An 11942-nucleotide genomic window follows, 5' to 3' on the forward strand; every position below is an offset into this window, starting at 1 on the left:
TCCCGGCGCCGAGCGCGGACGAGCTCAGTCGGCCCGCACCGGGCCGATCGTCATCCAGGCGACCGCCGTGTTCGAGCAGGCCGGGACGGCTGACGAGGCCACGAAGACCGCCGTGAACGAGTGCGGCGGGTAGACCCGATAGCCGTCGCCGGTCACCGCCTCGCAGTCATCGAGCGGCCCGCCGTCGGATCCGATGTTGACCGAGGTGAGGGTCGCCGACGCCGAACCTCCCGCTGGAAGCGTCACGTCGGCCGGCGCCGCGTCCTCCTGCTGGACCGCTGCGGCGCCCAACTGGGTGCCGTCGCCGTCTCCGACGACCGAGACCCCCGGAGCCCCGCGGAGGACACACGATTCCCGACCGGTGTTCGTGAACACGACGTTGGAGAAGATGCTGCCCGCACCTGCATCGGCCCCCGAGACGGTGACCTGGAGGACGCTGTCCGCGCACTGGCCCGCCGGCGCGTTCGGATCGACCGCAGCCGTTGACGTCGTGCTGCTCGTCGGTGACGGAGCCGCCGACGTCGCGATCGCCGAGGGGGACGGAGCGGGAGACCCCGCGCAACCTGCCAGGAGCAGGACGACGGCGAGCGGTGTGATGGTGAGGAGGGATCGGCGCATGCGCTCACGCTAGCGACCGGGCGAGTCCGACGCCAGGGACCGACGTCCCCTGTCGACGTCCGGAGACCCTCCGCGGCGTTCAGCCGAGGAGACCGAGCTCACCCACCGCAGCACGCTCCTCCTCGAGTTCCGCCACGGAGGCGTCGATACGCCGCTGCCAGACGGGCGCGATGTCGAGCCCCTCGACGACCTCCCAGCGTCCGTCGACCGAGCGGGCCGGGAACGAACTCACGAGCCCCTCCGGCACGCCGTACCAGCCCTCCGAGGGGAGCGCCACGGACGTCCAGCGCTCCGGCCGGCCCGGGGTCGACGTGCCGTTCACCCAGTCATGCACGTGATCGATGGCGGCGGCAGCGGCCGAGGCGGCGGACGACGAGCCCCGGACCGCGATGATCTCCGCACCGCGCTTCGCCACCCGTGGGATGAACTCGTCGGCGATCCACTCCTCGTCGACGAGTTCGAGGGCCGGACGACCACCGACCGTCGCGTGGGAGAGGTCCGGCACCTGGGTCGCCGAGTGATTGCCCCAGATCACGACGCCGTCGATCTCGGACACGGCTGCGCCGGTCTTGGCGGCCAACTGCGCGACGGCGCGGTTGTGGTCGAGTCGGGTCAGGGCGGTGAACCGTTCGGCCGACACCCCGGCGGCGGCCGACTGCGCGATGAGTGCGTTCGTGTTGGCCGGGTTGCCGACCACCAGGACGCGCACGTCGTCGGCCGCACCGGCTCCGATCGCCGCGCCCTGCGGTGCGAAGATCCCGCCGTTGGCCGCGAGGAGGTCGGCTCGTTCCATGCCCGGACCACGTGGACGGGCACCGACGAGCAGGGCGACGTCCACCCCGTCGAAGGCGCGCGACATCTCGGTCGTCGCCTCCACCCCGGCCAGGAGCGGGAACGCGCAGTCCTGCAGTTCTAATGCCGTCCCCTCGGCCGCTCCGAGACCCTGCGGGATCTCGAGCAGGCGCAGGACGACGGGCCGGTCCGGCCCCAGCAGCTGACCTGACGCGATGCGGAAGAGCAGGGAGTAGCCGATCTGGCCTCCGGCTCCGGTGACGGTGACGACGGTGGGTTCGCTCATACGCCCACGCTACTCCGCGGCCTCCGGGGTGGGTCGTGAGGCCTGCAGGTCCGCCTCGGCGGAGTCGACCGCCTCGTGCTCCTCCGGGGACACCGGCCCCACCCGGCTCTTCCGTTGGGCCGAGGACTCGGACGGCAGCGCGACGGCCGCCTCCGTGATGCGGTTCGCCATCCCGTTGAAGATGATCCCGTGGAACGGCAGGATCGCGAACCAGTAGAGGCGTCCGCCGAGCCCCTTCGGGAAGAAGACGGCGCGCTGCCGGTAGACCGAGCCGTCGCCGACCGGGGTCGCGCTCATCTCCAGCCACGCGAGACCGGGCACGCGCATCTCGGCGCGCAGGCGCAGCATACGACCACGTTCGAGGTACTCCACGCGCCAGAAGTCGAGGGCGTCCCCGACGCTCAGGTGCTGCGGATCGTCGCGACCACGTCGCAACCCGACACCACCGACGAGCTTGTCCATCCAGCCACGGATCGCCCACGCCAACGGGAAGGAGTACCACCCGTTCTCGCCGCCGATGGACTCGATCACCGAGAAGAGCCGGTCGGCACCCGCGGAGGTCTTCCGTTCCTTGAGATCGATGTAGACGGTGTGTCCGGCCCAGTCGGGGTCGCTCGGCAGCGGGTCGCTCGGCGCGCCGTCCACGGTCGCGTTCCGCCAGGAGGTCTCGACCTCACCGTCGCGCATGCGCTGCAGCGCGAGGCGCACCGCGCGTCGGTACCCCGTCAGACCGCCCTCCGGCGGCGGGATGACCGCGTCGATGTCGTGGTCGCCCATGACGCAGTCGACGAGCAGCGACTCGATGATCGGCGACGCGAGCCGGCGCGGGATCGGGGTCACGAGGTTCACCCACTGCGAGGCCAACCACGGGGTGAGGACCGGGAGCGGCGCGATCGGGCGCTGCGGGAGGCCGGCCTCGACCGCATAGCCGTTCATCATCTGTCCGTACCGGAGGACGTCGGGGCCGCCGATGTCGAAGGCCCGGTTCACGTCGCGGTCGACCTCGGCGCTCGCCAGCAGGTAGTGCAGGACGTCACGGACCGCGATCGGCTGGATGAAGTTCCGGACCCAGCGCGGCGCCGGCATGTACGGCAGGATGTCCGTCAGATGGCGGATCATCTCGAAGGAGGTCGATCCCGAACCGATGACCACGCCGGCCTGCAGGACGATCGTCGGAACGCCCGAGGCGAGCAGGATCCGCCCGACCTCGGTGCGGGACCGCAGGTGCTTCGACAGCTCGACGCCCTCGGGGTGCAGGCCACCGAGGTAGACGATGCGCGACACCCCTGCCGCGGCAGCGCCGGCGGCCACGTGCTCCGCGGCGTCGAGCTCCGTCTGCTCGAAGTCGCCCTTGCCACCCATGGAGTGCACGAGGTAGTAGACGACGTCGACGTCCACGCAGGCCGATGCGACCTGAGCCGCGTCACCGAGATCACCCTCGACGACCTCCACCTGATCGCGCCAGGGCACGTCAGTGAGCTTCTGCGGCGAGCGCACGAGCACCCGGACCGTGTATCCGGCCTCCAGCAGCCGCGGCACGAGCCGCCCGCCGATGTAGCCGGTGGCACCCGTGACGAGCACGCGCTTCGAAGTCGATGATTCGGTCATGGGTGCAACGTTACGACCCGTCGACGACAGCGGCGCCCGGCTGTACAGCCGGGCGCCGCTGTGCAAGCACCACGCGGGTGCCACGAGTCGCTACAGGAGCGCCTTCGTGTGCCAGACGGTCTTCACCTCGGTGAACGCGGTGATCCGGTCGAGACTCGCGGGGACCGAGCCCCGGGAACCGTTCGGGCGGACCACCCGCTTGAGCGTCTCGGCCGCGAGGACCTCGAGCTCGATCCAGTCGAGCTCGCCGGCGCCGGCGAGGTCGATCGCGTTGACGTCGGCGTGCGATGCGAGCCACGGAGCCATCTCAGCCGGCGATCCGGTCAGCACGTTCACGACACCGCCGGGGACGTCACTCGTGGCGAGCACCTCGGCGAGGCTGATCGACGAGAGCGGCAGGCGCTCGCTCGCGATCACGACGATCGTGTTCCCCGCGACCAGCGCTGGAGCGACGACGCTCACGAATCCGAGGAGCGACGAGTCCTGCGGCGCGATGAGCGCGACGACGCCCGTCGGCTCCGGAACCGAGAGGTTGAAGTACGGACCCGAGACGGGGTTCGCTCCCCCGACCACCTGGACGTACTTGTCCGCCCAGCCCGCGTACCAGACCCAGAGGTCGATGGCCTCGTCGACCTGTGCTGCGGCCTTCGCCTGCGAGACGCCTTCAGCCTGGACGATCTCCTCGATGAACTGCGCCCGCCGACCCTCGAGCAGCTCGGCGATACGGTACAGCACCTGCCCGCGGTTGTAGGCGGTGGCACCCGACCAGCCGGCCAGCGCCGATCGTGCGGCGACCACCGCGTCGCGGGCGTCCTTCCGCGAGGCGAGCGATGCGTTCGCGAGGAACTCCCCCTTGGCGTTCGTCACCTCGTACGTCCTTCCGGATTCGCTGCGTGGGAACTTGCCGCCGATGGCGAGCTTGTAGGTCTTCGGGATGGTGAGCCGGCTCATCGCTGGGCTCCCTTCTTGGCAGCCTTGGGAGCTGCGGTGGGGGCGGACACTGCGGAACCGGCCGGCGCGAGGTAGGCACCGAGCCCGTGGCGACCACCCTCGCGGCCGTACCCCGACTCCTGGTACCCGCCGAACGGGCTGGCTGGATCGAACCGGTTGAAGGTGTTCGCCCAGATGACGCCGGCGCGGAGCTTGTCCGCGACCGCGAGGATCCGGCTGCCCTTGTCGCTCCAGATCCCGGCCGACAGTCCGTACGGGGTGTTGTTCGCCTTCGCGATGGCCTCCGCGGGCGTCCGGAAGGACATGACCGAGAGGACCGGCCCGAAGATCTCCTCGCGGGCGATCCGGTGACTGGTGGACACGTTCGTGAAGATCGTCGGCGCGAACCAGAACCCGTTCTCGGGCAGCTCGCAGTCCGGGCTCCACCGTTCGGCGCCTTCGAGCTCGCCGATGTCCGAGAGCTCGCGGATGCGGGCCAACTGCTCGGCCGAGTTGATCGCGCCGACATCCGTGTTCTTGTCGAGCGGGTCGCCGACGCGCAGCGTCTGCAGACGGCTCTTCAAGCGGTCGACGACCTCGTCGTGGATGCTCTCCTGGACGAGGAGCCGTGATCCGGCGCAGCAGACGTGACCCTGGTTGAAGAAGATGCCGTTGACGATGCCTTCGATGGCCTGGTCGATCGGTGCGTCGTCGAACACGATGTTCGCGGCCTTGCCACCGAGCTCGAGCGTCAGGCGCTTGTCGCTGCCGGCGATGGTCTTCGCGATCTCGCGCCCGACGGCGGTCGACCCGGTGAAGGCGACCTTGTTGACGTCGGAGTGGCGCACGATCGCCGCGCCGGTCGCTCCGGCACCCGTGACGATGTTCACGACACCGGCCGGCAGCTCGGCCTGCTGGAGGATCTCAGCGAAGATGAGTGCCGTGAGCGGCGTGGTCTCGGCCGGCTTGATGACGACCGTGTTGCCGGCGGCGAGCGCCGGTGCGACCTTCCACGCGAGCATGAGGAGCGGGAAGTTCCACGGGATGACCTGCCCGGCCACGCCGAGGGCACGGGGGTTCGCGCCGAGGCCCGCGTAGTCGAGCTTGTCGGCCCAACCGGCGTAGTAGAAGAACCAGGCGGCGACGAGCGGGACGTCGACGTCGCGGGACTCCTTGATCGGCTTGCCGTTGTCGAGGCTCTCCGCCACGGCGAGCTCGCGGGCGCGCTCCTGGACGAGGCGCGCGATCCGGAAGAGGTACTTGCCGCGGTCGGCGCCCGACAGCTTCGACCACACGCGGTCGTAGGCACGCCGCGCGGCGGTGACGGCGCGATCGACGTCGGCGTCACTCGCCGCGGAGATCGTCGCGATCGACTGCTCGGTGCTCGGGGAGATCGTCTGGAAGGTCCCGCCCGTGCCCTCGGTGAACTCGCCGTCGATGAAGAGGCCGTACTCGGAACGGAGGTGGAGGACGGAGGTGGACTCCGGGGCTGGTGCGTATTCGAGGAAGCTCATGATGTCCTAGTCGATGGTGACGTAGTCGGGGCCGGAGTAGTGGCCGGTGGTGAGTTTCTGACGCTGCAGGAGCACGTCGTTGAGGAGGCTCGAGGCACCGAAGCGGAACAGGTGCGGCTGGAGCCACTCCTCGCCGACCGTCTCGGCGACGGTCACGAGGTACTTGATCGCGTCCTTCGAGGAGCGGATGCCGCCGGCGGGCTTCACACCGATCTGCTCACCGGTGAGGCGGTGCCAGTCGCGGACGACCTCGAGCATGAGGAGGGTCACCGGGAGGGTCGCGGCGGGCGCGACCTTGCCGGTGGACGTCTTGATGAAGTCGCCGCCCGCGAGGATGGCGAGCCAGGAGGCGCGCTTCACGTTGTCGTAGGTGTTCAGCTCGCCGGTCTCGAGGATGACCTTGAGGTGCGCCGAGGTGCCGTCGCTCCGACGGCAGGCCTCCTTGACCGCGACGATCTCGTCGAAGACCTGGCCGTACCGGCCGGAGAGGAACGCACCCCGATCGATCACCATGTCGATCTCGTCCGCTCCGGCGTCGACGGCGTCGGCCGTGTCCGCCAGCTTGACCGCGAGGGAGGCGCGTCCGCTCGGGAAGGCCGTCGCGACCGCCGCGACGTTGATCCCGCCGGCGTCGTGTGCCGCACCAGGCTGCGTGTGCGCCGCGCCGAGCGCCTCGACGGCGTACGGCACCATGTCGCCGTAGACGCAGACCGCGGCGACGCGCGGTGTGGACGGATCGCCGGCGTCCGGGGTGATGGCCTTGGCCACGAGGGAGCGCACCTTCCCGGGGGTGTCGGCACCCTCGAGGGTGGTGAGGTCGATGAGTTCGATGATGCGGTCGAGGGCCCAGGCCTTCGACGTCGTCTTGATCGAGCGAGTGCCGAGGTCCGCTGCGCGCTGTTCGAGCCCGACGGCGTCGACGCCCGCGAGGCCGTCGAGGTAGCGTCTGAGGCTGGCGTCGGTGACGGGGCCGTCGACGAGTTCGAGCGCCGTCGGCTTCGCCACGAGGTCGCCTGGTGGAGTGGTCATGGTGCGTTCCTTCCGAGCAGATCCTGCTCCGGGGTGTGCTGCTTGGCGGATGATGGTTCGTGGTCGGCGAGCAGTGCGGTCGCGGTCGCCTCGTCGGTGACGAGCACGGTGCAGAGGCCGCTGCTGACGACGGCTCTCGCGACGGCGTGCTTCTGCGCTCCGGCGATGACCGCGATGCTGCGACCGGCGCGTCGGAGCGCTTCGAGTCCGAGCCCGACCGTGCGCTCATCGAGTGTGGGGTCGACGATCATGCCCTCGGCGTCGATGTAGCGCCCCACGACGTCCCCGACGGCACCGCGTGCGACCAGGACGTCGACGTCCGCGGCCGTGAGGTACCCGCTGTGGACGAGGGCGGAGTCGGGCCCGGCCACGCCGGCACCGTAGAGGTAGGTGTCGGCCGCTGCGGCCGTGCGGAGCACCTCCGCGACGGTGCGGTCAGACTCGATGCTCAGCTTCGTCTCCAGGCGCTCGAAGATCGCCGGGCTCGGGAGCAGGGTGACGTCGCCACGGCCCTTCTCGGCGATCCGTGCAGCCGTGGCGGCCGCGGTGCCGACGCGCTGGTTGAGGCTCACGCCGCCGTTGATCTGCACGACGGAGAGTCCCGTCGCCCAGCCGTCGGACAGGTGGTCGGCGATGTCGCGCAGCGTCCTCCCCCAGCTCACGCCGAGCGTCCGCGGCACCGGTCGCATGGCACCGAGGTAGTCGGCCGCCGCGCGAGCGACGCGTTCGTGGAGGTCGGCACTGTCGCTCGGGCTCGGCACGACGACCGCGTCCACGAGTCCGAAGCGCTCGCGGAGCGCCCGTTCGAGTGGGAGGCGGCGTGCGCGCGGGTGCACGATCTCGATGCGGATGTAGCCGAGTTCGCGGGCCTGGGCGAGGAGCCGACCGACCTTCCACCGCGTGATGCCGAGCAGCGCGCCGATCTCGTCCTGGGTCTTCGTCTCGTCGTAGTAGAGCTCCGCGGCGCGCACCGCGAGCAGCTCGTCGCTTTCGATCACCTCGGGCCTCCTCCGGATCGTCTCCAGCCTAGGACGCCACCACCACCCGGACAACGTCCGTTGGTACCCATGCTCAGATGAGCAGTGGCCGGTGCGCGGATGCGCATCGTCGCCGGGGATCCGTCAGGAGGTCTGGACCAGACCGGTCACCGACCGCGTGCTGCGAGGTCCGCTTCGATCGTCGTCGGCCGGCCGGTGATTCGGCCGGCGATGGCGCACAGCGCGCCCGTGGCCAGCAGGAGCAGCAGCGGGACGGTCCACGATCCGGTCACGGCGTGCAGCAGGCTCACGACCAGGGGGCCGAGTGCGCCGAGGGTGTAGCCGACGCTCTGCACGAAGCCGCTCAGGGCGACCGCGCCCTCGTGGGTCGCCGTCCGCAGGTTGATGAGCACGAGGGCGAGCGGGAACAGCAGCGGGCCGAGCCCGGCGAGCAGCACCCACAGCCACGTGAGCGTCGCCGGCCACAGGAGCAGCCCGAGGTAGCCGAGCACGAAGCACGCGCTCGCGACGTAGACGAGGACGGCGACGTTCCGCAGCCTCGCGACGAGCATCGGGACGATCAGGCTCGCCGGGACCCCCATCGCGGAGAAGAGCGAGAGCAGCAGGCCGCCCTGGGCCGCGGTGACGCCGGCGACGTCACCGACGATGGTGGGGAGCCAGGTGAACATCGCGTAGGCGTTCAGCGAGGAGGTGGCGAACACCGCCGCGATGGCCCACGCGATCGGCGAGCGGTGGACGAGGACGCGCCCGGCGCGAGGCACCTCCTCGATCTCGGGGTCCGTCGCGGCGGCGGCCCGGGCATCCCGACGCTCCCGGACGATGAGCGTGATCCAGGGCAGCACGGCGAGCATGGCGACGATGGACCACACCCCGAGCGACACCTGCCACCCCGCGGCATCGGCGACCGGTACGGCGATCAGCGGCGGGATGAACGTGCTGACCGACAGGACCGTCGCGTAGAGGGAGGTGACGAGGCCGACGCGGTCGGGGAAGTACTTCTTGACCAGCGGCGGGAGCACGACGTTGCCGATGCCGATCCCGGCGAAGCAGAGCGCACTCCCGATCGCGAGGACGGCGAAGTCGGGGGCGAGCGAGCGCATCAGGTGCCCGGCGACGATCGAGCCGAGTGCGATGAGCAGCACCGGCTCGAGGTGCAGTCGACGCACGAGTCGCGGGGTGAAGACGCCGAAGAGGGCGAAGCACAGTGGCGGCAGCATCCCGAGGAGCCCCAGCCCGACCGACCCCACGCCGATGTCGCCGTCGATCTCGGCGAAGATCGGCGACAGCGAGGTGACGGCCGTGCGGAGGTTCGCCGCGACCAGCACGATACCGACGAGCGCGAGGGCCCTCCCCCGCCACAGGGGACGCGGACCCACTAGGACAGCATCCGGCGCGCGCGCTCGACGTCGTCGGTCATCTGCACGATGAGCGGCTCGATCCCGGTGAACGCGACCATGCCGCGGATGCGCTCGACGAACTGCACCTCGACCTCGTCGTCGTAGAGGTCGAGATCGGTCTCGTCGAGGACGTAGGCCTCGACCTGCTTCTGCGGGACGCCGTCGAAGGTCGGGTTGTTCCCGACCGAGATCGCCGCCGGATACCGACGTCCTCGCCAGAACAACCAACCCGCGTACACGCCGTCCGCGGGGATGAGACCCTGCGAATCGGGAGACAGGTTGGCGGTCGGGAAGCCGAGTTCCCGGCCACGCTTGGCACCGTGGACGACGACGCCCCGCACACCGGGCGGACGACCGAGGAGCCGCGACGCCTCGCGGACGTCACCCTCCTCGAGGAGTTCGCGGATCCAGGTGGACGACACCCGACGCCCGCCGCCGGGACGGACGTCGTCGACGACGCGCACGGAGAAGCCGTAGACCTCACCGAACGACTCGAGCGTGGCGACCGTGCCGAGGCCGCGATGGCCGAAACGGAAGTCTTCGCCGACGAGCACCGTCCTGGCGTGCAACGCTCCGACGAGGATCGAGGTGACGAACTCCTCCGGCGTGAGCTGGGCCAGTGTCTGGTCGAAGCGCAGCAGCAGGGCCGCGTCGACACCGGCGGCCGCCAGGAGACCAAGCTTCTGCTCGTTGCTCACGAGCGACGCCGGGCAGCGGTCCGGGTTGATGAGACTCAGCGGGTTGCGGTCGAAGGTGACGGCGACGGAGCTGAGACCGGCGGCCGAGGCCTCCTCGAGGAGCGCGGCGACGACCGCGCGGTGACCCGTGTGGACGCCGTCGAACTTGCCGATGGTGACGGCCGACGGTCCGAACGCGTCGGGGACCTGGTCGAGCTCGGTGAACGTGATCATTTGCCGGTACGCCGATGTCCGGCCAACCACCACAGTCCGAGGACCGGGAGGACGAGCGGGATGTAGACATAACCGCGGCCGAAGCCGGACCAGACCGTGTCGTGGGGGAACAGCTCGGGATCGAGCAGGCTCAGCAAGCCGACGATCAGGACCCCGGCGAGCTCGAAGGAGATCGTGGCCCAGGCGATCCGCCGCCAGACGGCGCCTGGAGCGACGAGCGAGACGGTCGCCAGGATGTACACCACCGCGGCGACGGCCGAGAGCAGATAGGCCAGTGGCGCCTCGTCGAACTTGGTCGTGATCTGCACCACGGACCGGCCGGTGGCGGCGAGCGCCAGGATGCCGTAGACGGCGACGAGCACGACCCCGACACCACGGACGCGTGGGCGGGCTGGAGCGGTGGTGGGGAGAGGCATGACCCGACGATTCTATGCGAAGCAGGCCCTCGCCCAGACACTTCGCGACGGTCACGCGAGCTGCGGTGCCGTCGTCCTCCGCCGCCGTCGGTCAGCCGAGCTGGACGGTCCAGATCTGCTCCATGCGGTAGAGCATCACCGCGATCGCGAGACAAACGACGCCGAGGACGACCGTCGACCATCGGGTGCGCTCGACGAGCGCCCAGAACCCGCCGGCGATCGGCAGGATCATCGCGGAGACGAGGTAGGTGTAGAACTCGGGCACACTCCCCGTGGCGGTGTTCCCGAACGCGGGCGCGGCGATCGCCACCACCAGTTGCGCGATGAGGAGGACCTCGACAAGTGCCGTCGCCCCCATCGTCAGGTCGTTCGGCGCGCGCCCGGCGAACCCGAGCACGATGCAGAGGAGCCCGGCCACGACCGCGACCGCGATCTGGGCGAGGGTGAACCACTCGATCATGCCGATTCCTCCGCCGGGAAGTTCACGACCGACTTGAGCGACCCGCCACGGCGCTCGACGAGCCCCACCAGTCGGCCGTCCGGCGCGACGGCGGCGATCGGACCGGTGTGGCCGGCCGGCAGCTCGCGTTCGAGCCGCTTCCCGTGGCCGAGGTCGACCGCCTCCTGCTCCGTGAGCTCGAGGGCACCGAACAGGCGCTTCGCGACGTCGGCCGGGTGCAACAGCGCCGTCTCAACGTCGAGGTCGTCGATCGTCGACGCGTCCGTGACGTCGAAGGGTCCGATCCGGGTCCGGCGAAGCGCGGTGAGATGGCCGCCGACGCCGAGGGAAGCCCCCAGGTCGCGGGCGAGGGCGCGGATGTAGGTGCCGGAGGAGCAGACGACCCGGACGTCGACGTCGACGGCCGCACCATCCCGACGGATGGCCAGCACGTCGAACGCGCTGACGGTGACCGCACGGGACTTCAGCTCCACCTCGATCCCCTCGCGGGCCAGGGCGTAGGCGCGCTTCCCGCCCACCTTGATGGCGCTCACCGTGCTCGGCACCTGCTCGATGTCGCCCGTCAGCGGACGGATCGCGGCGATGATCGCGTCGTCGTCCACCGCTGCCACCGCGGCCTGGTCGGCACGCTCGGTGACCTCACCTTCGGCGTCGTCGGTGGAGGTCGCCTCGCCGAGGCGGATGGTCGCCGTGTACTCCTTGTCGAGACCGACGATGAACGTCAGCAGTCGGGTCGACGAGCGCGTGCCCAACACGAGCAGCCCGGTGGCCATGGGGTCGAGCGTTCCCGCATGCCCCACCTTGCGCGTGCCGGCGAGCCGTCGCACCCGGGCGACCGCGTCGTGGGAGGTGTACCCCTGCGGCTTGTCGATGAGGAGGATACCGGGACGGGCGGACGCCGACCCGGGTGCTGCTGTGCTGTTCTCGACCACCCTGCAACGGTACCAGCGGCGGTCGGCGCCGCCGGGCGCCCGGAGCACCCC

The 11942-nt window shown here is 70.4% G+C and carries 12 protein-coding genes; all 12 read right to left on the reverse strand.

The features are described 5' to 3' along the window. Positions 1–24: 24 nt before the first annotated feature. The gene (locus ACLIME_RS07235) at positions 25–618 is read right to left on the reverse strand and encodes a DUF4232 domain-containing protein (protein WP_411558529.1); all 594 of its coding nucleotides are present in this window, start codon (positions 616–618) and stop codon (positions 25–27) included. Between the two features lie 79 nt (positions 619–697). Continuing rightward, a complete protein-coding gene (locus tag ACLIME_RS07240; protein WP_411558530.1) occupies positions 698–1696 on the reverse strand; it encodes a malate dehydrogenase in 999 nt (332 codons plus the stop codon). 9 nt (positions 1697–1705) lie between these two features. Next, complete coding sequence (locus tag ACLIME_RS07245; RefSeq protein ID WP_079707143.1) at positions 1706–3304, reverse strand: SDR family oxidoreductase; 1599 nt, start codon at positions 3302–3304, stop codon at positions 1706–1708. A 90-nt stretch (positions 3305–3394) separates the two neighbouring features. Continuing rightward, entirely contained in the window at positions 3395–4255 is an 861-nt protein-coding gene (locus ACLIME_RS07250) for an aldehyde dehydrogenase family protein (protein WP_411558531.1), read from the reverse strand. Next, on the reverse strand, positions 4252–5748 hold the full coding sequence (locus tag ACLIME_RS07255) for an aldehyde dehydrogenase family protein (protein WP_411558532.1): 1497 nt from the start codon (positions 5746–5748) through the stop codon (positions 4252–4254). Before ACLIME_RS07255 ends, ACLIME_RS07250 begins: the two co-directional genes overlap by 4 nt. Before the next feature lie 6 nt (positions 5749–5754). After that, the gene (gene deoC, locus ACLIME_RS07260; RefSeq protein WP_071262338.1) at positions 5755–6777 is read right to left on the reverse strand and encodes a deoxyribose-phosphate aldolase; all 1023 of its coding nucleotides are present in this window, start codon (positions 6775–6777) and stop codon (positions 5755–5757) included. Then, positions 6774–7775, reverse strand: a complete 1002-nt coding sequence (locus ACLIME_RS07265) for a sugar-binding transcriptional regulator (protein ID WP_124769558.1) — start codon at positions 7773–7775, stop codon at positions 6774–6776. Before ACLIME_RS07265 ends, deoC begins: the two co-directional genes overlap by 4 nt. 146 nt (positions 7776–7921) lie before the next feature. Beyond that, entirely contained in the window at positions 7922–9151 is a 1230-nt protein-coding gene (locus ACLIME_RS07270; protein ID WP_411558533.1) for an MFS transporter, read from the reverse strand. Next, positions 9151–10083, reverse strand: coding sequence for a bifunctional riboflavin kinase/FAD synthetase (locus ACLIME_RS07275; RefSeq protein WP_086473921.1), 933 nt, complete (start codon positions 10081–10083; stop codon positions 9151–9153). Before ACLIME_RS07275 ends, ACLIME_RS07270 begins: the two co-directional genes overlap by 1 nt. Next, a complete protein-coding gene (locus tag ACLIME_RS07280) occupies positions 10080–10499 on the reverse strand; it encodes a hypothetical protein (protein ID WP_064294503.1) in 420 nt (139 codons plus the stop codon). The genes ACLIME_RS07275 and ACLIME_RS07280 overlap by 4 nt, the downstream gene beginning before the upstream one ends. Before the next feature lie 91 nt (positions 10500–10590). Beyond that, the gene (locus ACLIME_RS07285) at positions 10591–10959 is read right to left on the reverse strand and encodes a hypothetical protein (RefSeq protein ID WP_064294504.1); all 369 of its coding nucleotides are present in this window, start codon (positions 10957–10959) and stop codon (positions 10591–10593) included. Next, positions 10956–11891: a tRNA pseudouridine(55) synthase TruB gene (gene truB, locus ACLIME_RS07290; RefSeq protein ID WP_411558534.1), complete on the reverse strand. Its 936-nt coding sequence runs from the start codon at positions 11889–11891 to the stop codon at positions 10956–10958. The genes ACLIME_RS07285 and truB overlap by 4 nt, the downstream gene beginning before the upstream one ends. Between the last annotated feature and the right edge of the window lie 51 nt (positions 11892–11942).

Origin of the sequence: Plantibacter sp. MPB07 (assembly GCF_046619465.1) — a bacterium.
Taxonomy (GTDB): Bacteria; Actinomycetota; Actinomycetes; order Actinomycetales; family Microbacteriaceae; genus Plantibacter; species Plantibacter auratus.

Bases quoted from the DNA above. Each gene is read 5' to 3' on its own strand.
- deoC (WP_071262338.1), bottom strand. From the start codon at position 6,777: ATGACCACTCCACCAGGCGACCTCGTGGCGAAGCCGACGGCGCTCGAA.
- ACLIME_RS07240 (WP_411558530.1), bottom strand. From the start codon at position 1,696: ATGAGCGAACCCACCGTCGTCACCGTCACCGGAGCCGGAGGCCAGATC.
- ACLIME_RS07245 (WP_079707143.1), bottom strand. From the start codon at position 3,304: ATGACCGAATCATCGACTTCGAAGCGCGTGCTCGTCACGGGTGCCACC.
- ACLIME_RS07285 (WP_064294504.1), bottom strand. From the start codon at position 10,959: ATGATCGAGTGGTTCACCCTCGCCCAGATCGCGGTCGCGGTCGTGGCC.
- ACLIME_RS07280 (WP_064294503.1), bottom strand. From the start codon at position 10,499: ATGCCTCTCCCCACCACCGCTCCAGCCCGCCCACGCGTCCGTGGTGTC.
- ACLIME_RS07275 (WP_086473921.1), bottom strand. From the start codon at position 10,083: ATGATCACGTTCACCGAGCTCGACCAGGTCCCCGACGCGTTCGGACCG.
- ACLIME_RS07250 (WP_411558531.1), bottom strand. From the start codon at position 4,255: ATGAGCCGGCTCACCATCCCGAAGACCTACAAGCTCGCCATCGGCGGC.
- ACLIME_RS07235 (WP_411558529.1), bottom strand. From the start codon at position 618: ATGCGCCGATCCCTCCTCACCATCACACCGCTCGCCGTCGTCCTGCTC.
- ACLIME_RS07255 (WP_411558532.1), bottom strand. From the start codon at position 5,748: ATGAGCTTCCTCGAATACGCACCAGCCCCGGAGTCCACCTCCGTCCTC.